Consider the following 26,489-nt stretch of genomic DNA (forward strand, 5'->3'; position numbering starts at 1 on the left):
GGATAATCGCCCCAAAGAAGGCGATTATCTGGTTGACAAACCCAGCCTGATTACGTAGGGTAACGGCATAGGAGATTCCCATGTCCGTTCTGTCCCGCCCCGAATTCCACGACGAAGCCAAGGCTTTCGAGCATGTCGAGGCGGTCTTGTGGCCGAATGGTCCGGTTTGCCCAAAGTGCGGTTCCGTGGACAAGCACTACAAATTGAAGGGCGTCCGCACCAAGCCTTCCAAGAAGAACCCAAACGGCGTTGAGCGTCACGGTCTTTATAAGTGTGGCGCTTGCCGCTCGCAGTTCACCGTCCGCATGGGTTCGATCTTCGAGGAAAGCCATTTGCCGCTCACCAAGTGGCTACAGGCTATCCATCTCATGAGCGTTTCTAAGAAGGGTATCAGCGCTCACCAGATGCACCGCATACTCGAATGCACCTATGAGGCCGCTTGGTTCCTATGCCACCGCATTCGCCTTGCAATGGCGTCTGGCGATCTCTCCCCGCTTGGCGGCAACGGCAAGACAGTCGAGGCTGACGAAACCTACATCGGCCGTCTGGCTGGCACGACGGTTAAGCGTGGCGGTGGCGCTCACAAGAACACTGTCGTTACGCTTGTCGAACGCGGCGGTCGCGCACGTTCCTTCCACGTCGATACCGCCCGCATTGGCACGATCATGCCAATCGTTCGCGCCAACATCGCCAAGGAAAGCGCTCTTATGACTGACGAGGCTGGCCTGTATCGCCGCGTCGGCCAGGGATTCGCCTCGCACGATTTCGTCACGCATTCCAAGGACGAATACGTTCGCGGCAACGTCCACACCAACACGGTCGAAGGCTTCTATTCGATCTTCAAGCGCGGCATGAAGGGCGTTTACCAGCATTGCGCCGAACACCATCTGCACCGTTATTTGGCTGAATTCGACTTCCGCTATTCGAACCGGATTGCCATGGGCGTTGATGACGGCACGCGCGCTTTCATCGCGCTCAAGGGTGCCGCTGGGAAGCGCCTCACCTATCATAGACCTGCTTGACGAGAAGCGGACGCACTTCCGAAAGGCAGTGCAGTTAGAGTTCCCGCTGTGGCGACATGCTAGGCGCCGAAACAAAAAAGGCTGACCGCGAGGCCAGCCCTTTTCGTTTGGTATTCACCTACCGCCACCCAGCCTTACGGCTGAGAGATGCGAATTGAATCGCACCTAGACGAACAGAGTCCTCCTAAGAGGTTTGCGTACCCTGTCGTCATTCACAACAACATAATGGATAAAAGGTTGCGTTTCAATTGAAATAGGCGGGGCCAAGTTTGCGTGCCCCGCCCATCGGTAACCCTCCTCGCAACGCGCGTTCGTTGCAATCAGTGGCGGTAGGTGAGGGATTCGAACCCCCGGGACACGCAAATGTCCGGTCGCTTTTCAGGCGACTGCCTTAAACCGCTCAGCCAACCTACCTGCCGACCATAGTCATGACTCGTTGACGGGAGTCAAGCTGCCAAGAGAAGAAAATAAGAACATGGCGTCACAGCCATGCATATCTTCCCATAGCCGTTGCAATCGTATCCTCCAACTGATAGATGGCATGGCATGAGCGATATGATCGACATCGAGACGATTCGGCGAAAGCGCGCCGACCTCGTGGACCAGCGTGAGAAGCTGGTGGCCAAAATCGCGCGGCTGGAAACTGAAATCGCCGAACTGAATGTAACTGAACGGACGGTCGCAAAGCTTATGGGCCTAACGGCGCCCGCCACGGTTAGCCATGTTTTGCCGGAAACTGGCCGCACCACAAAACCCAACGATCTGCCGCCTATGCCCACGATGATTACCGAGGCGCTGGTTGTGCATTATCGCCAAGGTCGGCGAGGCCTGACCCCAAGTGAGATAAGGGACGAAATTGCCAAACGTTACTGGCCGGAAGTTACGGCGGAAGCGGTAGGGCCAATCGCGTGGCGAATGATGAAACGCGATGAATTGGAAAAGACGCCAGACGGCCTTTATACCCTTCCAAAAGATAAGGCCTCCGCACTGGATGCAGAGGCCTCCGAAGTCACCGACGAACTGCCAGGTTCGTCTATCGAGAGCCAGTCAGACCTTCTGAATGGCTGAACTTCCGCTGGTCGGCGGCCAGACCCGGTACTGGACAGTTACCGGGAGACTGGAGCTACCCATGCTCCACTTACCGCGCGCGGCGGGCTATTCCCAACCGCGCCTCATAAGATAGAGTTTGGGCGGGGATCACTCCCCGCCCATTCGTTTAGCATACGCGCGAATCGGAGTCTATATTCCTATGCCTAAATCAGCGGATAAGCCGCAGATCGACAAGTTCCGCGAAGCCGCTCGCGAACTGAAAACCGATCAATCCGACGCCGCTTTCGAGGCCATTGTGCAGAAGATCGCCAAGGCCAAGAAACTTACGCCCGAACAGATAAAAGAGTTTGTGCGGCGGGAGCGCGAAGCCGGAAAGAGCTAGGTTGCGCCAACTCCTGTAGCGGATGTTCCCTACGGCTGGGTAGTGCTTGCTAGGGCGGCAGAGAAAGCCGCGCGAGCGCTCTTGGGGCTGGCCTCCATCATTGCTTTGGCCAGCGACTTGAAATCTCTGTAGCCTACCAAGACCTCCCAATCTGTGGAACGGCGATAGGTTCCAGAACCAAATGTGATTGCCAAATCTGGTTTCCGTTGGCCAACTACGATCCTACCCTTGGCTGTGCGCCTAGCATCCCCTGTGCTCGATGCGCTGCGGTATATGATGATCGACATTACGCAACCCCTCCAAAATCGAAGGGAGACTAGCATCCAATTGGGTCGCTGTCATTGGGTTTGTCAACCATATAATCGCCCCAAAGAAACGGGTTCAAACCGTGAACAGAATCTGGCATGGTGCCGCCATGCCAATCATCTCGCCCGTCCCCCTCAACCCCCTGATCGATGGCCGCCAGTCGGAACGTGCCATGCTGGTGCGGCGCGGCGTGCAGCGGCTGCTCAAGGAAATGGGCGCGCATGTGCTGCCCGAACTGTCGCTGGCGACGGGCCGCCGCGCCGACCTCGTCGCGCTGACCCGACAGGGCGACATCTGGATCATCGAGATCAAATCCTCGATCGAGGATTTCAGGGTCGACCGCAAATGGCCTGACTACCGGCTGCACTCCGACCGCTTCTTCTTCGCCACCCATCCCGGCGTGCCCTCGGAGATCTTTCCGCAGGAATGCGGTTTCATCCTTTCCGACGGCTATGGCGCCGAAATCCTGCGCGATGCGCCCGAGCACCGCATGGCGGCGGCGACGCGCAAGGCGCTGATGCTGAGGATCGCGCGGGCCGGTGCGTCACGGCTGCTCGCGGCGGAACTCGCCGGCGTTTCGGTGCCGGCACTGGAGGGCGAGAGCGAGTAGTTCTCGACGTTTGCGCTGCCGCCCGTCATCGGGCTGCCGCCACTCCTCTTCCACTCAAAAATTTGGCTGCTTTCGCAGAGTTTGGTTCCTCGCCCCACGAAGTGGGGAGAGGTGGCCCGGCGAAGCCGGGACGGAGAGGGGTCTTCGCGGCGTCCGGAGTTCGTTGTCTCGAGGGGCTCCTGATGAGCCAATCTTGTACCCTTTGACGGGTTCTGGTTTCGCGAGCGCCGTCCCCCTCTCCGTCCCGGCTGCGCCGGGCCACCTCTCCCCCGCTTCGCGGGGGCGAGGAACCCAAGAGCTGCAAGCCGCTCTACTCTTCGTCCTCGTCCGCCCCATTCGCGGCCGGCGCTACCAGCAGCACGGCGGCGCCGAGGATTGCGGCAATGAAGGATCCGGCAAGGATGCCGACTTTCACCGCGTCCTGCAGCTCGACGTTACTGGCGAAGGCGAGCAGGCCGATGAACAGGCTCATGGTGAAGCCGATGCCGCAGAGCAGCGAAATGCCGACCATGTGCAGCCAGCCGGCATTGACCGGCAGGTCGGCGAAGCCGAGCCGGATGGCAAGCGCCGAAGAGCCGAACACGCCGACCAGCTTGCCGGCGACGAGGCCAGCGGCGACGCCCAGCGTCAGCGGTTCGAACAGAGCGGCAACACTGAGGCCAGCCAGCGAAACGCCGGCGTTGGCAAAGCCGAAGATCGGGATGATGACGAACGGCACTATTCTGTGCAGGCCGTGCTCGAGCCGGTGCAGCGGCGAATGGTCGAGATCATGGCTGATGCCCGGAGTGACCTTCAGGGGTATGGTCAGGGCCAGCGCCACGCCGGCGAGCGTGGCGTGGACGCCCGATTTCAGCACCAGCACCCACAGAACGGCACCAAGCACGAGATAGGGCAGCAGCGCCAGCACGTTCATGCGGTTTAGCACGATGAGCACGGCGATGACGGCGAAAGCGGCGCCGAGATAGGCGAGCGACAGGCCGCTTGTGTAGAACACCGCGATGATGATGACGGCGCCAAGGTCGTCGATGATGGCAAGCGCGGTGAGGAATACTTTCAGCGACCCCGGCACGCGGCTGCCAAGCAGCGACAGCACGCCAAGCGCAAAGGCGATGTCGGTGGCGGTTGGGATCGCCCAGCCGGACAGAGCGGCTGGGTTGTTGCGGTTGATGGCGACATAGACAAGCGCCGGCACCAGCATGCCGCCGGCGGCGGCGACGCCGGGCAGCACCCGCCGCGGCCACGTCGAGAGCTGTCCGTCCAGCATCTCGCGCTTGATCTCCAGGCCGACCAACAGGAAAAAGACGGCCATCAGACCATCATTGATCCAGTGCGATACGCTGAGCGGTCCCAGATAGGCGTGAAGGGCGGCGAAATAGGTTTCGGCCAGCGGCGAATTGGCGACGATCAGGGCAAGTGCTGCCGCCACCATCAGGATGATGCCGCCGGCCGCCTCGCTATCGAGGAATTCGCGGAAAATTGAGACCGGCCGTTGTTTGTCGTCCTGCATGTCGCCTCCGCCATCTCCCCGGTCGGACGGAATCACTTGCGGGATGATGCGCAGGCGTTGCTGGCGACGCAAGGCGCTTAGTTTCCTCGATTCGTATAGAGTTCACCTTGGCAGACCGCATGCCTCGGAGATTGGCCGAAACGCCCATCTTCGCTCCGCTTCGCGTCGCTACGCCCAAGGATGACGAAGCCAGGTTTAGCGCGGCGCGCGCTTGGCGAGTATCCGCTGCAGCGTACGGCGGTGCATGTTGAGCCGGCGCGCGGTCTCGGAGACGTTGCGGTCGCACATTTCGTAGACGCGCTGGATGTGCTCCCAGCGCACGCGGTCGGCCGACATCGGATTTTCGGGCGGTGCGGCGCGTTCGCCCGCGGTGCGGGTAAGGGCCGCGAAAACGTCGTCGGCGTCGGCCGGCTTCGACAAATAGTCGACGGCCCCCAGCTTCACCGCCGTTACCGCGGTGGCGATATTGCCATAGCCGGTGAGTATAATGGTGCGGGCGTCGTCGCGCTTTTCGCGGATGGCGGCCACGACATCGAGGCCGTTGCCGTCGGCGAGCCGCATGTCGACGACCGCGTAGGCCGGCGGGTTGGCGCGCGCCTTGGCCACGGCCTCCTCGACGCTCTCGGCCGTCTCGACCACGAAACCCCTGGTTTCCATGGCACGGGCAAGGCGCGTGAGAAACGGCTTGTCGTCGTCGACGATCAACAGCGAGGTGTCCTCGCCCTCAACCATTGCGCCAATCGTTTCGTCGCTGCTCATCGTCGTAAAATTCCTGCTGCCTGATTTTTACGCAGATATAGTTTCGGAGCGCCATTGTCCAATTCACGCCGTGTCAAACATGGTGGCCGCAGCCGAATCAGGATTGAGGAAGACGCTGCGCGGCCACGATATCTGCACGACGGCGCCCTCACCCGGCTCGTTTGAATTGCGGAAATCGAGCGTGGCGCCCGAGCGTTCCAGCAAGGTCTTGGCGATGAAAAGCCCCAGGCCCAGGCCGCCGCCGGCCTCGGTGCCCTGGCGCGTCGACATATACGGTTCGCCGATGCGGTCGATGATTTCGGGAGGAAAACCCGGCCCGTCGTCGATGATCGAGAACGTGACAGTGGCCTCGTTCCAGCTCCAGCGCACGGTGACGGTTTTGCGGGCGAAATCGACGGCATTCTCGACCAGATTGCCGAGGCCGTAGATGACGCCGGGATTGCGCCGTCCTACCGGTTCGGCGCCGATGCGCTCGCCGGGGCGAAGCTTGATCGAGATGCCGAAATCGCGGTGCGGGGCCGTCACCTCCTCGACCAGCGAGGTCAGCGGCAAACGCGAGAGATGCGCCTCGCCCTCGGACGACAGGCTGGTCAGCCGCTTGAGGATTTCGCGGCAACGCTCGCTCTGCGAGCGCAGCAGCGTCACGTCCTCGCCATATTTCGGATCGTTGCGGAGCGCCTTCTCCATCTCTTTGGCGACAAGGGCGATGGTGGCAAGCGGCGTGCCCAGCTCATGCGCGGCGGCGGCGGCGAGACCGTCCAGGGCAGATAGATGCTGCTCGCGCTGCAGCACCAGCTCGGTGGCGGCAAGCGCGTTGGCGAGCAGGCGAGCTTCCTCGGCCACGCGGAAGGCGTAGATCGCAGTGAAGGCGATCGAGGAAAAGACCGCCATCCATATGCCGGCGACATAAATGAACGGCATCTCCAGGGGCGCGCCCTCATACCAGGGCAGCGGCATATGGAAGAAGACCAGCAAGGTTGCCGCCACCATCACCAGCGCGCCAAGGATGGCGGTCAGGCGCAGCGGCAGCGACGTCGCCGAGATGACCACGGGCACGGTGACCAGCACCGAAAACGGATTGGTGAGGCCGCCGGTCACGTAGAGCAGGCCGGCAAGCTGCAGGCTGTCGATGGTCAGGATGGCAAAAGCCGGCAGCGGCGTGAGCCGATGCGCCGCCGGATACCGGAATGTCAGCAACAGGTTCATCCAGGCCGAACAGGCGATCAGCGCGAAGCAGAGGCTGACCGGCAGCGGAAATTTCAGCCCATAAGCAACGACGAGAACCGCCAGGCTCTGGCCGACAATGGCAAGCCAGCGCAGCCTGATCAGCGTGTTGAGGCGCAGCCGTTGGCTCTGCTGGAAGTCGGGCGCCTGCAGGATGTTTATCATGGTCAAGGATTATAGCCGGGAAAGGACATGGTCCAGTTCTTCCGCATAGAGGATTAGCCTCTGATTGAGCCTGAAGGGACTGCGGACGGTCGCTGCTGATCCAGCGGCCATCTCCGACGTTGGCGATTAGCCGTCAGCCACCATGCCTTCGTCATCCTAGGGCGGAGCGAACGCGAAGCGGAGCGCAGACCCTAGGATCCATTCCGTGACATCAGCCGAAGAATGCAGCGGCTGAGAATGGTGCCCGTTTCACAACAGCGCCACCCTTCAGCTTGGCATCACCATCTGCTCTGCCCATCGGTGCGAAAGCACTCGGTTCTGGTCCGCCTTTTGTGTGCCACAGATGTCACGGCATGGATCCTAGGGTCTCCGCGACGTCGCTTCGCTCCTGCTCCGCCCTAGGATGACGAAGGGAGGGGAGGATTCGGCTATTCTCTAAGGTTTGCGATTTTGCCACTGGAAGAACCATGACATTCGCTGCCGATCAGCTTCCGTCGCTTCATCAGCTGCCACGCGGTTTGGCGCGGCTGGTGGCGGTGGCGAGAAGCGGGTTTTCCGGCCAGACATGCTTGGGATAGCGGCCGCGCATGTCGGCCCGCACATCGGCCCAGGAGCCGCGCCAGAAGCCGGGCAGGTCGCGGGTCGTCTGGATCGGCCGGTGCGCCGGCGACAAAAGCTCGAGCGTCAGCGGTACCGTGCCATTCGCAATCGAAGGGTGCCGGTCGAGACCGAACAGCTCCTGCACGCGGATCGCCAGCACGGGCCATTCACCGTCATAGCGGATCGGCACGCGGCTGCCCGACGGCGCGTCGAAATGGGTCGGCGCCAGCGCCTCGATCCTGCGCTGCAGATCGTGCGGCACCAATGCCATGAGACCGGCCGAAAGCAGGCCCGGGTCGATCGCGGCAAAGGACGCCGCGCCGGAAAGAAACGGCAGCAGCCAGTCGTCGAGGTTTTCGATGAGCGCCGCGTCGGAAACATCGGGCCAAGGCGCGCCGAGGCCGCGATGCAGCCAGGACAGGCGCTGGCGCAGCATCTCCGCTTCCTTGCCCCACGGCAAAAGCGACAGCCCGTGCTCGCGCACGGCGCCGAGGATGGCGCGATCCGCGTCAGCACCTGACGGAGCCGGCAGCATGCGTTCGGACAAGGTGATGGCGCCGAGGCGAACGGTTTCGCGCACGCGCACCGCCCGCCTGTCACGGTCAAAGCTCGTTTCGCGGCTTGTCTCGATCTTGTCGGCAAGCGAAGCGCGAATGTCGGCCTCGTCTATCGCCGCTGCTGCCGTGATGCGGGCATTCTGCGCCTTGCCCTGCAGATCGGCGACGACGAGCCAGGTTTCGCCTGCCAGGGGATCGGCGGCGTCGAGCATGGCGCCCGAGCCGTTGGCCAGCACGAAACGGCCGCGCTCGCCGCGTGCCTTGGCGACGCGGTCCGGCCAGGCATGGATGAGGAGCGCGCCGGCCTCACCCTCCCCCTTGAGGGGAGGGTCGATCCGCGAAGCGGAGCGGGGTGGGGTCGGATCGGGCACGCCATCGGCGACCCCACCCCGTCTCCCTCGCTTCGCTACGCTCAGCTCGGTCGCCGACCCTCCCCTCGAGGGGAAGGGTGAGGCCTGCCTTGCCAGTCGTTCTGCAAGTTGCCGCGCCGATGTGGCGCGCGGCGATCTTTCGGAGCGGAACCGCATCAGCCGCCGTTCGAGGTCGGCGCCATCACCGCCAAGGCCACGCTCGGTGAGCAGCACGGCCAACATGGCAGCTTCGAACGCCTGACCGATCTTTGCCGCCTCGGCGACCATGTGAGCCAGCCGTACCGGCAGTGCCAGCCTGCGCATTGCAGCACCCGATTCCGTCAGGCGCCCTGCCTCGTCAATGGCGTCGAGAGCACGCAGCAGCGCCTTTGCCTCGTTGAGCGCCGGGGCCGGCGGCGGATCGAGGAAGGAGAGGCTCACCGGGTCGGCGACACCGAATGCGGCGCAATCGAGCAGCAGCCCGGAAAGGTCGGCCTCGAGGATTTCGGGCGGAGTGAAGACGGGAAGTGCCGCCGTCTGCTCGGCCCGCCACAGCCGAATGGCGACGCCCGGCTGCGTGCGCCCGGCGCGGCCGGCGCGCTGGTCGGCGGAGGCTCGGCTGACACGCACCGTCTCCAGTCGCGTCAGACCGCTGGCCGGCTCGTAGCGCGGCAGCCGCGACAGGCCGGAATCGATGACGACGCGCACGCCGTCGATGGTGATGGAGGTTTCAGCGATGGACGTCGCCAGCACCACCTTGCGGCGGCCGGCTGGCGCCGGCTTGATCGCCGCATCCTGCGCCTTGTTGTCGAGCAGGCCGTAGAGCGGCACGATGTCGGTGTCGGCGCCGGTGCGTCCCTGCAGCCGCTCGGCTGTGCGCTCGATCTCGCGCTGGCCGGGGAGGAAGGCGAGCACGCTGCCGCTCTCATCGGCAAGGGCGGCGCGGATCGCCCTGGCCATGGCATCCTCGATGGGGAGACCGGCCGGCCGCTCGTCGTAGCTTATGTCGACGGGAAAGGCGCGGCCTTCGCTCTCGATCACCGGGGCGCCGGAAAGCAGCCGCGCGACACGCGCACCGTCGAGCGTCGCCGACATCACCAGCAATCGCAGATCGGGCCTCAGTGCACCTTGCACGTCGAGCGCCAGCGCCAGGCCAAAATCGCCGTCGAGCGAACGCTCGTGGAACTCGTCGAAGAATACCGCCGAGACGCCGGGCAGTTCCGGATCGTCGAGGATCATCCGAGACAGCACGCCTTCGGTGACGACGAGGATTTTCGTCCGCGCAGAGGTGCGGTTCTCCATGCGCATGGCATAGCCGACCGTCTCGCCGGGCTCCTCGCCGAGCAGTTCGGCCATGCGGCGAGCAGCGGCGCGGGCAGCGAGCCGGCGCGGCTCGAGCAGAATGATCTTTCCCGTGCCGAGCCATGGCGCGTCGAGCAACGCCAGCGGCACCAGCGTCGTCTTGCCGGCGCCGGGCGGCGCCACCAGCACGGCGCTGTTGCCATGACCGAGCGCTTCGCTGAGCGCCGGTAGCACGGCGGAGACCGGAAGTTCCGGCAAGGGTTTTCTGGTCATTGTTTCAAGGATGCATCCATCCAATCGCGGCAGGTCCGCAGCGCCCGCATATCAGCGGTGGCAGGAGCCGCGCAACCGGGAACTGGCCACTCAAAGCCGGGTCCGCGAGAATGGGTTCCAGCGCACCGTGCCGAGCCTCACCTCCTCGCGCACCATCGTCAAAAGGCCGGAGCCGCCGACGACGGCGAGGCCGACAAGCGACAGGAAATCGGGATATTCCTGGAAGAACAGCGCGCCGAGGATCACCGCCCAGAGTATCTGCGAATAATGCGTCGGCGCAATGCGGTTCGCGGGTGCGTATTTGGCGGCCAGCAGTTGCAGCAGTTGTCCGCCCGCGGTGAAGGCGCCCGCCATCGCCAGCCAGACAAGTTGTATGGCATTCGGCAAGGTGAAAGAGGTGGCGGCAGCGCCGATCCCGTTGAACAGCAGACCATAGCCGACAAGCACACCAAGCATCGTGGTGCGCTTTTCCTGCTGGGCCAGCGATCGCATCAGAATGACGCTGGTCGCGGCGAGGAAGGCGTTCACGAAGGCGGCCAAATGGCCGAGATGCAGTTCGCGAAAGCCCGGCCGTACCACCAGCATCACCCCGGCAAAACCGGCGATCACGGCCAGCCATCGCCAGGGGCCGACCTTTTCCTTCAGGATGACGGTGGACAGGATGGTGACCAGCAAAGGCGCCAAAAAGATCAGGGCGTAGACTTCCGCCAGGGGGATAGTAGTGAAGGCATAGACGCTGAGCACGCCCGACGCGATGCCTGCCCAGGCCCGCGCCTGTACGGCCCATGGCCGCTTCGTACGCCAGAAATCGCGCCAGCGTTCGCCCACTGGCCGGGTGAAGAATAGGAAAAGGCCGGCAAACAAGGTTGCGAAGAAGCCGATCTCGAAGACCGTGAATTGTCCTCCCAGGCTTTTGACAACGGCGTCGCTGCCCGAATAGCTTGCATAGGCGATAAGGGCGAGCAGAATTCCGTTCGTCACGTTTTTCCGTTTCCAGGGAGAGAGCAGAAGTGAAGATACTGGCGCTCGGTGCGCATCCCGACGACATCGAGATCTTCATGTTCGGTACGATGGCCGCTTATGCCGCGCAAGGCGCAGAACTGGTTTTTGCGATAGCCACGGATGGCGCCAAGGGTGGCAGGGGCGATCCAGGACCGCTCGCCCGCGCCCGCCGCGAGGAAGCGGCCGTGGCGGCGGACCTGCTTGGCGCAACATCGCACTTCCTCGATTTTCCGGACGGCGCGCTCACTGCCGATGCCGCGCTGATCGCGGCGTTGAAGGCGCTGATCGGCGAGGTGAAGCCGGACCTGGCGATCACCCACGCGCCGAACGACTACCATGGCGATCACCGCGCGCTGTCGGACGGCGTGCGCATCGCGGCGTCTTTCGCTGTCCCGGTGCTGCATGCCGACACGCTCGGCGGCACCGGTTTTTCGCCGACGCATTATGTCGACATATCAGGCTATTTCGATCTCAAGGCGATGGCGATCCGGGCGCATCAGTCGCAGGATCCTGAACGTTTCGTCGATGCGGCGCGCACGCAGAACGCGTTTCGCGCCGGCCAGTGCAATGGCGCGGCCGGCTCCTTCGCCGAGGCCTTCCGCTTCGAGCCGGTCTTTCCCTTCGCCGACATCCGCGCCCTGCTGCCTCCGGCGCCGGCGCTCCGGCCGGTGACGGTCAGCACCAGAACGGTCAAATAAGCCGGCACCCGGCGCACCGAACAACCTGACAGAAGCCGCCTTTCCTGAACCAGCGCCCGGAGCCGCCGCGCCATGCTGCGGTGCAGCGACGAATTCGCTTGCCTTGTTTAGTAAAAATTGCATCACTAAACAAATTACTAAACATCCGGCGCTCAACCCGTCATAGTGTTTAGGCCCCTGAGGAGGGGGGTTGAGGTTTTTTGAAACCGTCATCCGGGCGCGTTTCGCAAATGGGAGGAAGGCATGAAATCGACCTTGAAACTGACGTTGGGACTGACCTCGGCGATGTTTGCGTCGACCGCCGTTTCGAACGTCGCGCAGGCGGAAGATCTGACGCTTTGCTGGGCAGCCTGGGACCCGGCGAACGCTCTTGTGGAACTGTCCAAGGATTTCACCAAGGAATCCGGCATCGGCATGAAATTCGAGTTCGTGCCGTGGACCAACTATGCCGACCGCTTCCTCAACGAACTGAATTCCAAGGGCAAGCTGTGCGACCTGATCATCGGCGATAGCCAGTGGATCGGCGGCTCGGCCGAGAACGGCCACTACGTCAAGCTGAACGACTTCTTCGACAAGGAGAAGATCAGCATGGACGACTTCGTGCCGGCCACGGTCGTCGGCTACTCCGAATGGCCGAAGAACACACCGAACTACTGGGCATTGCCGGCCATGGGCGATGTCGTCGGCTGGACCTATCGCAAGGACTGGTTCTCCAAGCCGGAACTGCAGAAGGAATTCAAGGAGAAATACGGCTGGGATCTCGCCGCGCCGACGACATTCGACCAGTTGAAGCAGATCGCCGAGTTCTTCCAGAAGCGCGAGATCGACGGCAAGACCGTCTATGGCGCGTCGATCTATACCGAGCGTGGCTCCGAAGGCATCACCATGGGCGCCATGGACGTGCTCTACAGCTTCGGCTTCAAATACGAGAATCCCGACAAGCCCTACGAGATGGACGGCTTCGTCAACTCCGAGAAATCGGTGAAGGGCCTGGAGTTCTACAAGGCGCTCTATGACTGCTGCACGCCTCCCGGGGCGTCGAACAGCTACATGGGCGAAGGCGTCGATGCCTTCAAATCCGGCCAGGTGGCGATGCACATGAACTTCGCCTTTACCTGGCCGGGCCTGCAGAAGGACGAGAATGTCGGCGGTGACAAGATCGGCTATTTCGCCAATCCCAAGGGTCCCGACGGCGATCAATTCGCCCAGCTTGGCGGCCAGGGCATCTCCGTGGTTTCCTATTCCGATAAGCAGGAAGCCGCGCTCAAATACATCAAGTGGTTCGCCAACAAGGACGTGCAGGCCAAATGGTGGTCGCTCGGCGGCTTTTCCTGCCTCAACGCCGTCGTCAAAGACCCGGGCTTTGCAGCCAGCCAGCCTTACGCGCCGACCTTCCTCGACTCCATGGCCATCGTGAAGGACTTCTGGGCTGAGCCCAGCTATGCGCCGCTGCTGCAGGCGTCGCAGAAGCGCTTCCACGACTATGTCGTGGCCGGCCAGGGCTCGGCGAAGGACGCGCTGGACGGCCTGGTCAAGGACTGGACCGAGGTCTTCCAGGACGATGGCAAGATGTAACGCTCCTCCCGAGCCGACCCGCGTGTCCCGTGCCGCCCTTGGCACGGGACACAGTTCAGATAAATTCCAGTATCGAGACGACTTAAGTGACCGAAGCGGGACTGACCATGCTCAATCGGACTGCGGACAGCGTTGCCCGGGCCACGCCTGAGCCGTTGGCCCGCAAAGTCCGCGGCATCAGCGACAAGGGCCTCGCCTGGCTGTTCATCTCGCCGACGATCCTGTTGCTGCTCGCCATCAACATCTTTCCGCTGTTCTGGGCAATCTATCTGTCCTTCACCAACTACCGCGCCAACCGCCCCAACGAGATCGTCAAGAACGTGGGCCTTGCCAATTACAGGCGCATACTCGGCGACCAAGACATATGGATCGCCATGCAGACGACAGCGCATTTCGTGTTCTGGACGATTCTCTTGCAGACGCTGATCGGGTTCACGCTGGCCTGGCTGATCGACCGGAAGTTTCGCGGCCACGCCTTCTGGACGACCATCATTCTGGTGCCGATGATGCTGTCGCCGGCAGTCGTGGGCAATTTCTGGCGCTTCCTCTACGAGCCGCAGATCGGCCTGTTCGCCTATGCCGTCTCGTTCGTGTCAGGTATTCCGGCGACGGAGATCGGCATGCTCTCCAACGTCTCGCTGGCGCCGTGGTCGATCGTCATCGTCGACACCTGGATGTGGACGCCCTACGTGATGCTGATCTGTCTCGCCGGACTGCGCTCGATCCCCGAATACATCTATGAGGCAGCCGAGGTCGACCGCGCCTCGAACTGGCGGCAGTTCTGGTCGATCACGCTGCCGATGGCGCTGCCCTTCATCATGCTGGCGGTGCTGTTCCGCGGCATCGAGAACTTCAAGATGTTCGACATGGTCAACCTGCTGACCGGCGGCGGGCCGGGCTCGACCACCGAAGTCGCCTCGATCACGCTGAAGCGGCAGGCCTTCGAAAGCTGGCGGACCGGCTATTCCTCGGCCTTCGCCATCATCCTGTTCGTCGCGGTGTTCGGGCTGGCCAACATCTACGTCAAGGCGCTCAACAAGGTGAAGCAGAGATGAGCCTGACGTCAGCCCATTCGGTCGTCGCACCCTCGGCCACGTCGAAGCGCGTCGCCGGCACGATCATCGTGCTTTACGCGCTGATCTCGATCGTGCCGCTGCTGTGGATCTTCGCCACCAGCTTCAAGACGCCGCCGGATTCGATCGCCTATCCGCCGAAGATCCTGTTCCAGCCGAGCCTCGAAGGCTACTGTAATCTGTTCACGACGCGCACAAGGCAGACGCCGGAATACATCAACTCGCTTGGACCGGCGACCGGCTTCTGCGACGAGACCACGCGCAAGCGCAACATGGTGATCGCCGGCCCGTCCAATTTCATGCCGCGCTTCGTCAATTCGCTGATCATCGCCTTCGGCTCGACCTTTTGCGCGGTGTTCCTCGGCACGTTGTCGGCCTATGGCTTCTCCCGCTTCAAGGTGCCACTGGCCGACGACCTTTTGTTTTTCATCCTGTCGACGCGGATGATGCCGCCGATCGCGGTCGCCATTCCCATATACCTGATGTATCGCGAGCTTGGCCTGTCGGACACCGCGCTCGGCATGATCCTGCTCTATACGGCGGTCAATGTGTCGCTTGCCGTATGGCTGCTGAAGGGCTTCATCGACGAGATCCCGCGCGAATACGAAGAAGCGGCGATGATCGACGGCTATACGCGGGTGCAGGCCTTCTGGCGCACGGTGCTGCCGCAGGCGACCACCGGCATTGCCGCGACCGCCATCTTCTGCCTGATCTTTGCCTGGAACGAATATGCGTTCGCCGCCCTGCTGACTTCGGGCACGGCGCAGACCGCACCGCCTTTCATCCCGACCATCATCGGCGAAGGCGGCCAGGACTGGCCGGCGGTCGCTGCCGGCACGACGATCTTCCTGGTGCCGATCCTGGTCTTCACCATCCTGCTTCGCAAGCAGCTCTTGCGCGGCATCACCTTCGGCGCGGTGCGCAAATGAGCATGACCCAACCTGCAAAACGCAAATCGCGCTGGCCGGTCTGGGCCAGGCGCGGGCTGATGGAGAACATCGCCACCGCGATCATCGCCATCGGCTTCCTGATGCTGTTCCAGCCGCTCGCGCTGTCGCTCTACACCTATTCCTTCATAACCATGCTGGCCGGCACGGCGATGTTCATCATCGTCTCGAAGTTTCCGGAGTAGATGATGGCAGAGATCAGGGTCGAGCATCTAAGGAAGGCATTCGGCGATTTCGTCGCCGTGCAGGACTCTAACTTCGTGGTCGAGGATGGCGAGTTCTTCGTCATGCTGGGGCCGTCGGGCTGCGGCAAGACGACGACGCTGCGCATGATCGCCGGGCTCGAACTGCCGACCGGCGGCAAGATACTGCTTGGCGGCGAGGACGTCACCATGCGGCGTGCCCGCGAGCGCGACATTGCCTTCGTCTTCCAGCTCTTCGCGCTCTACCCGCATATGAATGTGCGCAAGAACATCGGCTTTCCGCTCTTGGCGCAAGGCATGCCGGGCGCCGAGATCCGCAGCAGAGTCGAAGAAACGGCGAAGCTTCTACGCATCGACCATCTGCTTAACAAATCGGTTTCCAGCCTCGCCGGCGGCGATCGCCAGCGTGTGGCGCTCGGCCGCGCCATCGTGCGGCGGCCAAAATGCTTCCTGATGGACGAGCCGCTCGGCACGCTCGACACCGAATTCCGCGATCTCATGGTCCACGAGCTGCGCGAACTGCACAACCGCATCCACGCCACCACGGTCTACGTCACGCACGACCAGATGGAAGCGATGTCGATGGCCGACAAGATCGCGGTGATGAACCACGGCGTCATCGAGCAGTTCGGCACCCCGCGCGAAATCTACGACCGGCCGGCTACCATGTTCGTCGCCGACTTCATCGGCTCGCCACCGATGAATTTTCTGGGCTTCGGCGGGGGGCTGGCGAAGGGGTCCAGGGAAATCATCGTGCAAGGCGCCAAGATGGCGGTGCCGGAGGTACGCGAGGACATAGCACCTAGCGACATGGCGCTCGGCATCCGACCGGAACACATCCGCTTCGACGACGCCTCGAAATTGCGCGGTGCCATCTACGGCACCGAATATCTCGGCACCACGCAGATCGTCGCGGTGGAGACGGCAGACGGCATCATCAAGGCGCGGGTGCCGGCTGAAATCCGGCTCAACGCGGGGGATCATGTCGGCCTGGCGCTGAGCAGCGCGCGGCTGTCACTGTTCGACAAGCGATCCGGCCGTGCGGTGAGAACCGCAATCCATGACGAAGTCTCCCAGGGAAGAGCGCATCATGGCTGAGGTGCACATCAAAGGCGTGACCAAAGCCTTCGGCGAGCATGTCGCGGTGAACACTCTCGATCTGCACGTCGCCGATGGTGAATTCGTCGTGCTGCTCGGGCCGACCGGGGCCGGCAAGACGACGACGCTGCGGCTTATCGCCGGGCTGGAGCGGCCCGACACGGGCTCAATCCATATCGGCGGCCGGGATGCGACAATGTTGTCGCCGGCCGAGCGCGACACCGCCTTCGTCTTCCAGCAATATTCGCTCTATCCACACCTGTCGGTGTTCGACAACCTCGCCTTCCCGCTGCGCTCGCCCGCGCGGCGGCTGAGCGAGGATGCGGTGCGCCGCCGCGTCGAAGAGGTGGCGAAGATGGTGCGCATCGACCACAAGCTTTCCAACCGCTCGACGAAACTCTCGGGCGGCGAGATGCAGCGCGTCGCCATCGGTCGCGCGCTGGTGCGGAAGCCTTCGATCTATCTGATGGACGAGCCGCTGTCGTCGCTCGACGCCAAGCTGCGCGCCGACCTCCGGCTCGAGTTGAAGCGCATCCAGGCCGAGGTCGGCGCAACCATGCTCTACGTCACGCATGACCAGATCGAGGCGATGACCATGGCCGATCGCATCGGCATTCTCGCCGACGGCGTTCTGGTGCAGATCGGCACACCGCGGACGATCTATTCCGAGCCGGCAAACCTTCATGTCGCCGCAAGGCTCGGCCAGCCCGCGATCAATCTGCTGCCGACCGGGCTGCTGCCCGATGGCGATATGCCGGCGGGAACCAAAACGATCGGCGCGCGTACAGAACATCTGTCGATCGGCAAAGCATCGAACGGCCATGCCGACGGCGTCGTTGACTGGGTCGAGCATCTGGGTGACCAGAACCACCTTCATGTAAGCGTGGGGACCAAAAAACTGGTGACGCTGACAGACCCCGACACGCAATTGGAAAAGGGCGACAAGGTGATCATCCGCTACCGGACGCCGCTATTCTTCGACCAGGCCGGCAACAGGATTGCAAACCGATGAGCGCTGGGACGATGGACAAGACTGGGACAATGGGCAAGGTTGACCTGAAGACGCTGATATCGGCCACCGCCGACACGATTGCCGCCCACGCGGAAGAGCTGACCACGCTCGACCAGGCGATCGGCGACGGCGACCATGGGCTGAATATGAAGCGCGGCTTCGAGGCGGTGCGAGGAGAAGCCGAGGCGTTCGCGGCAAAGCCCTTGCCTGAAGCGCTCAAAGCAATCGGCACCAAGCTGGTGATGACCGTCGGTGGGGCTTCGGGACCTTTGTTCGGCACACTGTTCATGGCGCTCGGCAAGGAGATTTCCACGGAGCCCGATCAAGCCGACCTGGCGACGGCTTTCGGCAAGGCAATCGAGGCGGTGGCGGCACGTGGCAAGTCGCATGTCGGGCAAAAGACAATGCTCGACGTGCTGCAGCCGGTGCATGACGCCCTACTGCAGGGAAAGACCGGGGCGGAAATCGCTGATGCCGCCGACAGAGCGGCCGGGGCCACGGTGCCGATGAAGGCCTTGCGCGGGCGCGCCTCGTTCCTCGGCGACCGGTCGATCGGCCATATGGATGCCGGAGCACGATCGACAGCGCTGCTGGTACGGGCTGTCGCCGATACAATCGAGAGGCACGCATGAGCAATGTCGGCATCGTCATCGTATCGCATTCGCCGCTGGTCGCCGAAGGCACTGCCGACATGGTGCGCCAGATGGTCGGCGACGAAGTGCCGCTTGCATGGTGCGGCGGAAACGGCCATGGCGGATTGGGCACAAACGTCGAGGCAATCATGGGCGCCATCGACAAAGCCTGGTCGGAGGCGGGCGTTGCCATACTTGTCGATCTCGGCGGCGCCGAGACCAATAGCGAGATGGCGGTCGAGATGATCGGCGAGCCGCGCGCGCAGAAGATCATCGTCTGCAACGCGCCGATCGTCGAGGGCGCGGTGATGGCGGCGACGGAGGCTTCCGGCGGCGCTTCGCTCAGGGAAGTGGTGGCGACAGCACACGAACTGGCGCCGTCGTGAATGAACAGGAATTTTGACTCGATGTCCGCATCCGCAGAAGCCACCGTCCTGATCACCCACGAGGTGGGCCTGCATGCGCGCCCTTCGGTGAAGTTCACCAAGTTCGCCAAGACATTTCCGGCCGACATCGAAGTTGCGCTCGCTGCCAACGGGCCTTGGTTCGACGCCAAGAGCATCGTCAAGGTGATGGCGGCCAAGGCGCCGAAAGGCACGGTTCTGCATATAAGGGCCAAGGGCGACGGCGCCGACGAAGCGGTCGGCGCGCTGGTCGAACTGGTGCGGCGCGATTTCGACGAGGGCGTGGACCATGCCCGAACCGCTTAGGCTGAAGGGGATTTCGGCCTCGGCCGGCTATGCCGAGGGGCCGCTGTTTAACCTCGACGCGGTTGTCGCGCGCTATGCCGGCAAGGCAACCGCCGCAGACGAGAGGCTCGCGCTCGAAGCGGCAATCAGCATTGCGACAGGCCGGCTTGCCACGCTGATCGAAGCGGCCGACGGCGATGCGGCCGATATTCTCGAATTTCAGATCGCCATGCTGGAGGACGATGCGCTGACCGGCCCGGCTTTTACGGCAATTGCTTCCGGCCAGCCGGCCGATGCGGCATGGCGACAGGCGCTGGATGCCGAGATATCAGGCTACGAAACGTCGGACCAGGATTACTTCCGCGCACGCGCGGCCGACATGCGCGATATCAGAGACCAGGTGCTGCGCGCACTGACCGAAGACAGTGAGGCTGCTGCGCCGGCTGGAGCCATTTTCTACGGCGACGACATCGCGCCGACGCGCTTCCTCGAAACCGACTGGAGTTCCGGCGGCGGCATCGCGCTGAAAGCCGGCAGCGCCGCCAGCCATGTCGCCATGCTGGCGCGCTCGCGCGGGGTGCCGATGATCGTCGGGCTTGGCGCTTGCCCAACCAATCCCGCTGGCGTCGCCCTGCTTGATGCCGAGCATGGCGGCATCGTGCTGGCGCCGTCGAAAGCCGAGATCGAGGCGTTCCGCCTGTTGTCATCGTCCTTTGCGGCGCGTCGCGACAAGGCGGAGACCTATCTGACAAAACCAGCGGTAACGAAAGCCGGCACCGCGGTGCGGGTGCAGGTCAACATCGCCGATCCGTCCGATGTCGATGGCATCGATGTTTCGACCTGCGACGGCGTCGGGCTGATGCGGACCGAATTCCTGTTCGGCAAGACCCTGCCGGACGAGGAAACGCAGTATCGCGCCTACCGCAAGGTGCTCGAATGGGCCGGTGAAAAACCGGTGACGATCCGTACCATCGATGCCGGCGGCGACAAGCCGGTGCCCGGCTTCACAGCAGAGGAAACCAATCCGTTTCTCGGCCTGCGCGGCATCAGGCTATCGCTGGCAAGGCCGGAGGTCTTTCGCGTGCAGATCCGGGCGTTGCTGCGCGCCGCCATCCACGGCAATCTCAAGGTGATGTTCCCGATGATTGCCGTCATCGACGAGTATCAGCAAGCCACCACCCTGTTCGTGGAGGAGCAGGCCGGGCTTGTGGCGCGTGGCGTCGCGCAAAAGATGCCGCCGCTGGGCATCATGGTGGAAGTGCCGTCGGTTGCGATCGCGCCGGAAGCGTTTGCCGAGGTCGCCTTCTTCTCGATCGGGTCGAACGACCTGACCCAGTATGTGATGGCGGCGGCGCGTGACAATGCTTCCGTCGCCCATCTGAATTCCGTTCGGCACCCGGCCGTGCTCCGGCTGATCGCCTCGGTTGCCGCCTTCGGCCGCGCGCAAGAGATACCGGTCAGCCTGTGCGGCGACGCCGGCGGCGATCCGGGGGCGATCCCGGCGCTGCTTGAGGCCGGCCTGCGCGACCTCTCCGTGGTTCCCGCCCAGCTCGCAATGGCCAAGGCGGCCATCGCGGACGTGTCGATCTAGGTTCCGGCATGGCCGACAAGACACCTGAATCGGGACCCGAAGAGGCGATCCGCGCCTACAAGACCATCCTGTCGCAGGTGATTGACCAGCGCCCCTCCGGCATGCGCCAGCGTCTCGCCGATGCGCTCGGCAAGCACCGCAGCTTCGTCACGCAGATTTCCAGCCCGGCCTATTCGATCCCAATCCCGTCAAAACATTTGCCGGCTATTTTCTCCGTCTGCCATTTCAGCCCGGCCGAACGCGACCATTTTCTTGCCGCCTACCACCAGGCGCATCCGGGAAAAATGTCGATGGCGGCCGGCATGCGCAAGACGCGGCATGTCTCGCTCATCGTTCCCGATTTCGGCGACGACAAGCAGAACGCGGCGCTCGACCGGGCGGTCAACGATTTCATCCAGAAGATCACCAGCATAGCCGGCAAGGGCGGGACATAGTCGCGCCGCGCCTGGCCATTTCGGGAGGACGGCCATGAAGAAATTTCTGAATTCTGTGGACACGGTGCTGACCGAAAGCCTCGACGGCTTCGTCGCCGCCCATGCCGACATCCTTGTGCTTGGCGACGAGCATAAATTCGTCCGCCGCAAGGTGCTCAAGCCAGGCAAAGTGGCGCTGATCTCCGGTGGCGGCTCTGGCCACGAACCGCTGCATGGCGGACTGGTCGGGCATGGCATGCTGGATGCCGCCTGCCCCGGCCAGGTGTTCACATCGCCGACGCCGGACCAGATGATGGCGGCGGCGGAAGCCGTCAACACCGGCGCCGGCTGCCTGTTCATCGTGAAGAACTACGAGGGCGATGTGATGAATTTCGACATGGCCGCCGAAATGTCGGAAGGCGTTATGCAAATTGTCACCAATGACGATGTCGCTGTCGAGAACTCGTCCTATACGACCGGCCGGCGCGGCGTCGCCGGCACGCTGGTGGTCGAGAAGATCGTCGGCGCGGCTGCCGAGCAAGGCATGGCACTGAAAGAGCTGAAGGCGCTGGGCGAGCGCGTCAACGGCGCAACGCGCTCGATGGGCGTGGCGCTGACCAGCTGCACCGTACCGGCGGCGGGCAAGCCGACCTTCGATATCAGTGACGGCGAGATGGAGTTCGGCGTCGGCATTCATGGCGAGCCCGGCCGCCGCCGGGACACGTTGAAGAGCGCCGATGCCATCGCCGAGGAGATCTGCGCGGCAATCCTGGGCGATCTGGGCGAAAGGGCGAAAGGCCCGGCGCTGCTCTTCATCAACGGTTTCGGCGGCACGCCGCTGATGGAGCTTTACCTGATGTACAACAGCGCCCGGAATATCTTCGAGAACAACGGCGTGAGGGTCACCCGCTCACTGGTCGGCTCCTATGTGACATCGCTCGACATGGCCGGCTGCTCGATCACGCTGACCATGCTCGACGAAGAGACGACCGCGTTGTGGGACGCACCGGTGCATACGGCTTCGCTGCGCTGGGGGATGTAGTGCGGCCAAACACGGCGCTGCCGCCGAAGCGGGACTTTGCAAAGATGCCCCAAAAATAGTCGGTGACAACATTGTCATGCGCCACGCCGAGCATTGTCAGTTTAGGCACAATGTTGCTTTGTTTACCTTTGGTAAGGTAAGGAATTCGGCGGGTTTTGGGGGCAGAACATGCGTTACAATTGGGATCGAGCTCCGACGGGTTTCGAACGTCACCGAAAGGCGCTCGCCGCCGCTTTGCTGATCGCCGGCGGTGTGGGACTCGTGCTTGCGGCGCTGCCGCTCTAGAACCAGTCCGAATGGGGCAGTCGATATCCCGCCGAGACGCCGGGTGCGAACGGGGCTTTCAAGGCACCTGGCCGGTCACGGCGATAAAGCGGCGATCCCGTCCTTCAAATCCCTGACTGAAGCGTTGCACGAGCACGGCTAGCACTGCCGATTTGCCATCCGGGGCGAACGCATAGGATTCCGACAGGCTGTAGGAAGACGGGCAATTCCTCGAGCCGGGCACGGCTTTGTCCTCATGCAGCAGCTTGAACGGCTTGCCATCCTGCCCCTGCAGCGTCAGACGGAAACCGAACGCCTTGCCGGCCGTGGAGCTTTGCTGCGTCCCATCGAAACTCGACGAGCAATCCGTCGCGCTCTCGGCCAGGATCTGGTCGAGCTGGATGGTCGAGATACCAAGCTCGTCATAGCTCGGCGAAAGCCACTTTTGCGAGACCTGTTCGAGGCGCGCAATGTCGTTGTAAGCGACCATGTCGTCGGGAAAGGTGAACTTGTCCACAGCCGTCCGTTCACCGCGCGGTGCGATGGCATACCGGGCGAGCAAGGGTGCCGCCTGCGCGGCGGCCTGTGCCCTCGCCTGCTCCACTGTCAGGGTTGAATCCTCGGTCTCATCGATGATGCGGATCGGCTTGCCGCCGACGAACTCGTCGGTGCGCGTGTCGATGATGTCGATCTCCGACCAGCCCGAATCCGAAGCACCGGCATCGAGCGTGCCGTATTGCTCGAAGGCGAAATAGTTGCCGTCCGGCGAAAAGCCGATAATGCGCCTCGCCGCCGCATCGCCGGCCTGAGCGGCGGAAGCGATCATCAACAGCACCGCCGCCAATACGGCAACCTCGCATCGCAACTTCATTGCGCCTTGCCCATTATGACCCTCGACCATCACCCGCGTTTTGCGGCCAAGGGCGAGGTCGCCCAAAGACGAAATTGCACATGCTTGCAAAAACAGCATACGCTATTTCAAAGACAGCAAACATTCCTGGGGAGGAAGCTGGATGGCGTCACGCTACCACGAGGTCTATGACGGCTGGAAACGCGATCCGGAGAAATTCTGGGCGGATGCGGCCAAAGCCATCGACTGGTTCTCGCCCTACGACAGCGTGTTCGATGCGAATTCCGGCGTCTATGGCCGCTGGTTCAGCGGCGCCTCCTGCAACACCTGCTTCAACGCCGTAGACCGCCACGTGGCGGGTGGCCGCGCCGACCAGATCGCGCTGATCCACGACAGCGCGATTTCAGGCACGATCAGGAAATTCACCTATGCCGAACTGAAGCGCGAGGTGGTGGCGCTGGCCTCGGTGCTGAAGAACCGCGGCATCCAGAAAGGCGACCGCGTCATCATCTACATGCCGATGGTGGCCGAAGCGGCCATTGCCATGCTGGCCTGCGCCCGGATCGGCGCCGTGCATTCGGTGGTGTTCGGCGGCTTTGCCTCGCACGAACTCGCCACGCGCATCGACGACGCGAAGCCGAAGCTGATCATTTCCGCCTCGTGCGGCCTGGAGCCCGGGCGCGTCGTCGCCTACAAGCCGCTGCTCGACAAGGCGATCGAGATGTCGCGGCACAAGCCCGCAGCCTGCCTCATCCTGCAGCGCGACCAGCTGCGCTGCGAGCTCAGGGAAAATCACGATATCGACTATGCCGACGCCGTCGCCCGCGAGCGCGCCGCGGGCGCCAATGTCGACTGCGTTCCGGTGCTTGCCACCGACCCGCTCTACATCATCTACACATCAGGAACGACCGGCCAGCCCAAGGGCATCGTGCGCGACAATGGCGGCCACATGGTTGCGCTGAAATGGTCGATGGAGAACGAGTTCGGCGTCAAGCCGGGCGAGGTGTTCTGGGCGGCTTCCGATGTCGGCTGGGTGGTCGGCCATTCCTACATCGTCTATGGCCCGCTGCTGCACGGTTGCACGACCATCCTGTTCGAGGGCAAGCCGGTCGGCACGCCCGACGCCGGCACATATTGGCGGGTGATAGCGGAGCACGGCGTGGTCGCGCTGTTCACCGCGCCGACCGCGTTCCGCGCCATCAAGGGACAGGATCCCAAGGGCGAATTCGTCCCGAAATACGACCTGTCGAAATTCCGCACGCTGTTCCTCGCCGGCGAGCGCGCCGATCCGGAAACCATCAAATGGGCGGAGCAGAAGTTGCACGTGCCGGTGATCGACCATTGGTGGCAGACCGAGACCGGCTCGCCGATGACGATCAACCCGGCCGGACTGGGCCTGTTGCCGGTGAAATACGGCTCACCCGGCGTGCCCATGCCTGGCTACGACATCCGCGTGCTCGACGATGGAGGTCATGAGGTCGAGCGCGGCACGCTGGGCAACCTCGTGGTCAGCTTGCCGCTGCCGGCCGGCTGCCTGCCGACGCTGTGGAAGGCCGACGACCGGTTTCGCCAAGCCTATCTCGACGAATTCCCCGGCTTCTACAAGACGGCGGATGCCGGCATGATGGACGAGGACGGCTATCTCTTTGTCATGGCTCGAACCGATGACATCATCAACGTCGCCGGCCACAGGCTGTCGACCGGAGCCATGGAGGAGGTGCTAGCCGCGCATCCGGACGTTGCCGAATGCGCTGTCATCGGCGTCGCCGACGCGATGAAAGGCCAGGTTCCGCTCGGCTTCGTCGTGCTGAATGCGGGTGTTGCGCGCGACACCGCCACTATCGAGACCGAGGTGGTCACGCTGGTGCGTGAGCGGATCGGCCCGGTCGCCGCCTTCAAGACGGTGGTGACGATCAAGCGCCTGCCAAAGACGCGCTCCGGCAAGATCCTGCGCGGCACCATGCAGAAGATTGCCGACAAGGAAGAATGGACGATGCCGGCGACTATCGACGATCCGGTCATTCTCGACGAAATCACCGCAGCGCTGAAGGGACGCGGAATCGGCCTGTAAAGACATCGAACATCGACAGCGCGCCGGTAGCCAATTGGCTATTGTGCAATGCAGCAAATCGCCATACAGTTTTATCGGGGCGCCCACCGACGATACGGCATGGCTCAGCAAAAAACCACTTTTGGCGGCGTCGACATTCTTCGATTTCTCGCCGCAGTCCTCGTTATGTTCTACCACTACGGTTACTGGGTGTGGGCCTTTCCAGCAGGCGTTTCGGCACGGGCCACCGGCGGCATCCCGCCGCATCCGGAACTGATGATTCTCGGCTCCGGATGGGTCGGGGTGCAGGTGTTTTTCGTCATCAGCGGCTTCGTCGTCGCCTTCAGCGCCGAAAACTCCAGTCCCTTGCGGTTTTTCGAGGCAAGAGTGAAGCGGCTGGCGCCGGCGGTCTGGATTTGCGCGCCTATCACCGCGGCGGTGCTGCTCCTCGTCGGCCTCAGCTGGCCGACGGATGCCGTGAACCGGCTCGTTCGCACGGCATTGTTCGTTCCCTACTCCCCTTGGGTCGACAGCGTCTACTGGACGCTCGGCATCGAGATCGCCTTTTATGCCGTCGTCTGGACCTTGCTGTGGCTGGGCCGCTTCCATCTGATGGAGGTCGTGGCCATTGTGATCGGCATGGTCAGCACGCTCTTTTGGTGCCTGTATTATCCGCTCGATTGGTCGAACCTTGCCGAAACGCGTTGGCTCGCCCTGCTGCTGGTGCATCACGGATGCTTCTTTGCGACGGGCGTCATGATCTGGCTGATGCGATCCAAGGCGGTGACGCCGTTCCGGCTTGGCCTCTGCGCGCTGTTTCTCGTTGGCTGTGTCCTGCAGATCGCCAGTTCGGTCGATGTTCACACCGTCAAGGTCGAAGAACAGATGCCATACGCGCCGCCGATCGTCTTCTTCCTCGTTGCCATCGCTTTAATGGCATGGTCGTTGCGGCTTGACCTGTCCTGGCGCGGCTGGCGCCGGATCGGCCTGATGACCTACCCACTCTATCTGATCCACGATGTCGTCGGCGCGGCCATTCTCGGGGCCCTGATGCGTGCGGGAGCGCCATACCTGCTTTCGGTGGTCATCGTCGGGGCGACCATGATCGCCGCGAGCTGGCTGATTGCGATCGAGGCCGAACCGAGAATCCGGCTTCTGCTCGACCACACCATCTTCCGCTATCGCCTCAAGGCCGCGTAACCGCGCAGGCGTTTCACGCCGGGCCCGTGCGGCGCGAAGCATC

The 26,489-nt window shown here is 63.0% G+C and carries 25 protein-coding genes and 1 tRNA gene; 19 read left to right on the forward strand and 7 right to left on the reverse strand.

What is annotated here, in order from left to right:
* The first annotated feature begins 80 nt into the window (after positions 1-80).
* Positions 81-1,022 (forward strand): IS1595 family transposase, encoded by a 942-nt coding sequence (locus ABID19_RS07690; RefSeq protein ID WP_354489322.1) that lies wholly within the window; start codon positions 81-83, stop codon positions 1,020-1,022.
* Between the two features lie 324 nt (positions 1,023-1,346).
* Here ABID19_RS07690 and ABID19_RS07695 read toward each other — a convergent pair.
* Positions 1,347-1,436 (reverse strand) — tRNA-Phe (locus ABID19_RS07695).
* 132 nt (positions 1,437-1,568) lie between these two features.
* Between ABID19_RS07695 and ABID19_RS07700 the strand changes: the two genes are divergently transcribed.
* The 3 genes from ABID19_RS07700 (at position 1,569) to ABID19_RS07710 (ending at position 3,370) form a co-directional block, all read left to right on the forward strand.
* A complete protein-coding gene (locus tag ABID19_RS07700; protein ID WP_354489324.1) occupies positions 1,569-2,090 on the forward strand; it encodes a hypothetical protein in 522 nt (173 codons plus the stop codon).
* A gap of 181 nt (positions 2,091-2,271) precedes the next feature.
* The gene (locus ABID19_RS07705; RefSeq protein ID WP_354489325.1) at positions 2,272-2,454 is read left to right on the forward strand and encodes a hypothetical protein; all 183 of its coding nucleotides are present in this window, start codon (positions 2,272-2,274) and stop codon (positions 2,452-2,454) included.
* 415 nt (positions 2,455-2,869) lie between these two features.
* The gene (locus tag ABID19_RS07710; protein ID WP_095484288.1) at positions 2,870-3,370 is read left to right on the forward strand and encodes an MmcB family DNA repair protein; all 501 of its coding nucleotides are present in this window, start codon (positions 2,870-2,872) and stop codon (positions 3,368-3,370) included.
* A 310-nt stretch (positions 3,371-3,680) separates the two neighbouring features.
* Here ABID19_RS07710 and nhaA read toward each other — a convergent pair whose 3' ends face one another.
* The 5 genes from nhaA to ABID19_RS07735 form a co-directional block, all read right to left on the reverse strand.
* Positions 3,681-4,877 (reverse strand): Na+/H+ antiporter NhaA, encoded by a 1,197-nt coding sequence (nhaA, locus tag ABID19_RS07715; RefSeq protein ID WP_354489326.1) that lies wholly within the window; start codon positions 4,875-4,877, stop codon positions 3,681-3,683.
* Between the two features lie 195 nt (positions 4,878-5,072).
* Positions 5,073-5,636 (reverse strand): ActR/PrrA/RegA family redox response regulator transcription factor, encoded by a 564-nt coding sequence (locus tag ABID19_RS07720; protein ID WP_354489329.1) that lies wholly within the window; start codon positions 5,634-5,636, stop codon positions 5,073-5,075.
* A gap of 63 nt (positions 5,637-5,699) precedes the next feature.
* Positions 5,700-7,025, reverse strand: coding sequence for an ActS/PrrB/RegB family redox-sensitive histidine kinase (locus ABID19_RS07725; RefSeq protein WP_354489501.1), 1,326 nt, complete (start codon positions 7,023-7,025; stop codon positions 5,700-5,702).
* A 502-nt stretch (positions 7,026-7,527) separates the two neighbouring features.
* Positions 7,528-10,107 (reverse strand): ATP-dependent helicase HrpB, encoded by a 2,580-nt coding sequence (gene hrpB / locus ABID19_RS07730; protein ID WP_354489330.1) that lies wholly within the window; start codon positions 10,105-10,107, stop codon positions 7,528-7,530.
* Positions 10,108-10,197: 90 nt separating this feature from the next.
* A complete protein-coding gene (locus ABID19_RS07735) occupies positions 10,198-11,088 on the reverse strand; it encodes a DMT family transporter (RefSeq protein ID WP_354489332.1) in 891 nt (296 codons plus the stop codon).
* A 29-nt stretch (positions 11,089-11,117) separates the two neighbouring features.
* On the opposite strand from ABID19_RS07735, the gene ABID19_RS07740 reads away from it, so the two are divergent.
* The 13 genes from ABID19_RS07740 to dhaK all read left to right on the forward strand — a co-directional run bounded on the left by ABID19_RS07740 (position 11,118) and on the right by dhaK (position 22,082).
* Positions 11,118-11,807, forward strand: coding sequence for a PIG-L deacetylase family protein (locus ABID19_RS07740; protein ID WP_354489334.1), 690 nt, complete (start codon positions 11,118-11,120; stop codon positions 11,805-11,807).
* A gap of 243 nt (positions 11,808-12,050) precedes the next feature.
* Positions 12,051-13,382 carry an ABC transporter substrate-binding protein gene (locus tag ABID19_RS07745; RefSeq protein WP_354489336.1) on the forward strand — a complete coding sequence of 444 codons (1,332 nt, stop codon included), beginning with the start codon at positions 12,051-12,053 and terminating at the stop codon, positions 13,380-13,382.
* A gap of 107 nt (positions 13,383-13,489) precedes the next feature.
* Positions 13,490-14,437 (forward strand): carbohydrate ABC transporter permease, encoded by a 948-nt coding sequence (locus tag ABID19_RS07750; protein WP_354489503.1) that lies wholly within the window; start codon positions 13,490-13,492, stop codon positions 14,435-14,437.
* Positions 14,434-15,384 carry a carbohydrate ABC transporter permease gene (locus ABID19_RS07755; RefSeq protein ID WP_354489337.1) on the forward strand — a complete coding sequence of 317 codons (951 nt, stop codon included), beginning with the start codon at positions 14,434-14,436 and terminating at the stop codon, positions 15,382-15,384. Before ABID19_RS07750 ends, ABID19_RS07755 begins: the two co-directional genes overlap by 4 nt.
* Positions 15,381-15,587, forward strand: a complete 207-nt coding sequence (locus ABID19_RS07760; protein ID WP_354489339.1) for a hypothetical protein — start codon at positions 15,381-15,383, stop codon at positions 15,585-15,587. Before ABID19_RS07755 ends, ABID19_RS07760 begins: the two co-directional genes overlap by 4 nt.
* Before the next feature lie 3 nt (positions 15,588-15,590).
* Positions 15,591-16,703: an ABC transporter ATP-binding protein gene (locus ABID19_RS07765; protein ID WP_354489341.1), complete on the forward strand. Its 1,113-nt coding sequence runs from the start codon at positions 15,591-15,593 to the stop codon at positions 16,701-16,703.
* Complete coding sequence (locus ABID19_RS07770) at positions 16,696-17,715, forward strand: ABC transporter ATP-binding protein (protein WP_354489343.1); 1,020 nt, start codon at positions 16,696-16,698, stop codon at positions 17,713-17,715. The genes ABID19_RS07765 and ABID19_RS07770 overlap by 8 nt, the downstream gene beginning before the upstream one ends.
* Positions 17,712-18,347 carry a dihydroxyacetone kinase subunit DhaL gene (gene dhaL, locus ABID19_RS07775; protein WP_435528699.1) on the forward strand — a complete coding sequence of 212 codons (636 nt, stop codon included), beginning with the start codon at positions 17,712-17,714 and terminating at the stop codon, positions 18,345-18,347. Before ABID19_RS07770 ends, dhaL begins: the two co-directional genes overlap by 4 nt.
* Positions 18,344-18,733 (forward strand): dihydroxyacetone kinase phosphoryl donor subunit DhaM, encoded by a 390-nt coding sequence (dhaM, locus tag ABID19_RS07780; protein ID WP_354489345.1) that lies wholly within the window; start codon positions 18,344-18,346, stop codon positions 18,731-18,733. The genes dhaL and dhaM overlap by 4 nt, the downstream gene beginning before the upstream one ends.
* A gap of 21 nt (positions 18,734-18,754) precedes the next feature.
* Positions 18,755-19,057, forward strand: a complete 303-nt coding sequence (locus ABID19_RS07785; protein ID WP_354489347.1) for an HPr family phosphocarrier protein — start codon at positions 18,755-18,757, stop codon at positions 19,055-19,057.
* Positions 19,041-20,627 carry a phosphoenolpyruvate--protein phosphotransferase gene (gene ptsP, locus ABID19_RS07790; protein WP_354489349.1) on the forward strand — a complete coding sequence of 529 codons (1,587 nt, stop codon included), beginning with the start codon at positions 19,041-19,043 and terminating at the stop codon, positions 20,625-20,627. Before ABID19_RS07785 ends, ptsP begins: the two co-directional genes overlap by 17 nt.
* A gap of 8 nt (positions 20,628-20,635) precedes the next feature.
* Positions 20,636-21,061 (forward strand): hypothetical protein, encoded by a 426-nt coding sequence (locus ABID19_RS07795; protein WP_354489351.1) that lies wholly within the window; start codon positions 20,636-20,638, stop codon positions 21,059-21,061.
* 34 nt (positions 21,062-21,095) lie between these two features.
* Positions 21,096-22,082 carry a dihydroxyacetone kinase subunit DhaK gene (gene dhaK / locus ABID19_RS07800; RefSeq protein ID WP_354489353.1) on the forward strand — a complete coding sequence of 329 codons (987 nt, stop codon included), beginning with the start codon at positions 21,096-21,098 and terminating at the stop codon, positions 22,080-22,082.
* A gap of 343 nt (positions 22,083-22,425) precedes the next feature.
* Here dhaK and ABID19_RS07805 read toward each other — a convergent pair whose 3' ends face one another.
* Complete coding sequence (locus ABID19_RS07805; protein WP_354489355.1) at positions 22,426-23,217, reverse strand: DUF2259 domain-containing protein; 792 nt, start codon at positions 23,215-23,217, stop codon at positions 22,426-22,428.
* A 142-nt stretch (positions 23,218-23,359) separates the two neighbouring features.
* On the opposite strand from ABID19_RS07805, the gene ABID19_RS07810 reads away from it, so the two are divergent.
* Both ABID19_RS07810 and ABID19_RS07815 read left to right on the forward strand, forming a co-directional pair.
* Positions 23,360-25,267: a propionyl-CoA synthetase gene (locus tag ABID19_RS07810; RefSeq protein ID WP_354489357.1), complete on the forward strand. Its 1,908-nt coding sequence runs from the start codon at positions 23,360-23,362 to the stop codon at positions 25,265-25,267.
* Between the two features lie 99 nt (positions 25,268-25,366).
* Entirely contained in the window at positions 25,367-26,446 is a 1,080-nt protein-coding gene (locus tag ABID19_RS07815; protein ID WP_354489358.1) for an acyltransferase family protein, read from the forward strand.
* The last annotated feature ends 43 nt before the right edge of the window (positions 26,447-26,489 follow it).

This window comes from Mesorhizobium robiniae (assembly GCF_040545535.1).
GTDB lineage: Bacteria > Pseudomonadota > Alphaproteobacteria > Rhizobiales > Rhizobiaceae > Mesorhizobium > Mesorhizobium robiniae.

What these genes read in the sequence shown, in the direction of transcription:
- ABID19_RS07750 (WP_354489503.1), top strand. Translation starts at nt 13,490, where the DNA reads ATGCTCAATCGGACTGCGGACAGCGTTGCCCGGGCCACGCCTGAGCCG.
- ABID19_RS07805 (WP_354489355.1), bottom strand. Translation starts at nt 23,217, where the DNA reads ATGAAGTTGCGATGCGAGGTTGCCGTATTGGCGGCGGTGCTGTTGATG.
- dhaK (WP_354489353.1), top strand. Translation starts at nt 21,096, where the DNA reads ATGAAGAAATTTCTGAATTCTGTGGACACGGTGCTGACCGAAAGCCTC.
- ABID19_RS07720 (WP_354489329.1), bottom strand. Translation starts at nt 5,636, where the DNA reads ATGAGCAGCGACGAAACGATTGGCGCAATGGTTGAGGGCGAGGACACC.
- ABID19_RS07785 (WP_354489347.1), top strand. Translation starts at nt 18,755, where the DNA reads ATGTCCGCATCCGCAGAAGCCACCGTCCTGATCACCCACGAGGTGGGC.
- ABID19_RS07760 (WP_354489339.1), top strand. Translation starts at nt 15,381, where the DNA reads ATGAGCATGACCCAACCTGCAAAACGCAAATCGCGCTGGCCGGTCTGG.
- hrpB (WP_354489330.1), bottom strand. Translation starts at nt 10,107, where the DNA reads ATGACCAGAAAACCCTTGCCGGAACTTCCGGTCTCCGCCGTGCTACCG.
- dhaL (WP_435528699.1), top strand. Translation starts at nt 17,712, where the DNA reads ATGAGCGCTGGGACGATGGACAAGACTGGGACAATGGGCAAGGTTGAC.
- nhaA (WP_354489326.1), bottom strand. Translation starts at nt 4,877, where the DNA reads ATGCAGGACGACAAACAACGGCCGGTCTCAATTTTCCGCGAATTCCTC.
- ABID19_RS07725 (WP_354489501.1), bottom strand. Translation starts at nt 7,025, where the DNA reads ATGATAAACATCCTGCAGGCGCCCGACTTCCAGCAGAGCCAACGGCTG.
- ABID19_RS07690 (WP_354489322.1), top strand. Translation starts at nt 81, where the DNA reads ATGTCCGTTCTGTCCCGCCCCGAATTCCACGACGAAGCCAAGGCTTTC.
- ABID19_RS07700 (WP_354489324.1), top strand. Translation starts at nt 1,569, where the DNA reads ATGAGCGATATGATCGACATCGAGACGATTCGGCGAAAGCGCGCCGAC.
- ABID19_RS07745 (WP_354489336.1), top strand. Translation starts at nt 12,051, where the DNA reads ATGAAATCGACCTTGAAACTGACGTTGGGACTGACCTCGGCGATGTTT.
- ABID19_RS07710 (WP_095484288.1), top strand. Translation starts at nt 2,870, where the DNA reads ATGCCAATCATCTCGCCCGTCCCCCTCAACCCCCTGATCGATGGCCGC.
- ABID19_RS07795 (WP_354489351.1), top strand. Translation starts at nt 20,636, where the DNA reads ATGGCCGACAAGACACCTGAATCGGGACCCGAAGAGGCGATCCGCGCC.
- ABID19_RS07755 (WP_354489337.1), top strand. Translation starts at nt 14,434, where the DNA reads ATGAGCCTGACGTCAGCCCATTCGGTCGTCGCACCCTCGGCCACGTCG.
- dhaM (WP_354489345.1), top strand. Translation starts at nt 18,344, where the DNA reads ATGAGCAATGTCGGCATCGTCATCGTATCGCATTCGCCGCTGGTCGCC.
- ABID19_RS07705 (WP_354489325.1), top strand. Translation starts at nt 2,272, where the DNA reads ATGCCTAAATCAGCGGATAAGCCGCAGATCGACAAGTTCCGCGAAGCC.
- ABID19_RS07810 (WP_354489357.1), top strand. Translation starts at nt 23,360, where the DNA reads ATGGCGTCACGCTACCACGAGGTCTATGACGGCTGGAAACGCGATCCG.
- ABID19_RS07770 (WP_354489343.1), top strand. Translation starts at nt 16,696, where the DNA reads ATGGCTGAGGTGCACATCAAAGGCGTGACCAAAGCCTTCGGCGAGCAT.
- ptsP (WP_354489349.1), top strand. Translation starts at nt 19,041, where the DNA reads ATGCCCGAACCGCTTAGGCTGAAGGGGATTTCGGCCTCGGCCGGCTAT.
- ABID19_RS07815 (WP_354489358.1), top strand. Translation starts at nt 25,367, where the DNA reads ATGGCTCAGCAAAAAACCACTTTTGGCGGCGTCGACATTCTTCGATTT.
- ABID19_RS07765 (WP_354489341.1), top strand. Translation starts at nt 15,591, where the DNA reads ATGGCAGAGATCAGGGTCGAGCATCTAAGGAAGGCATTCGGCGATTTC.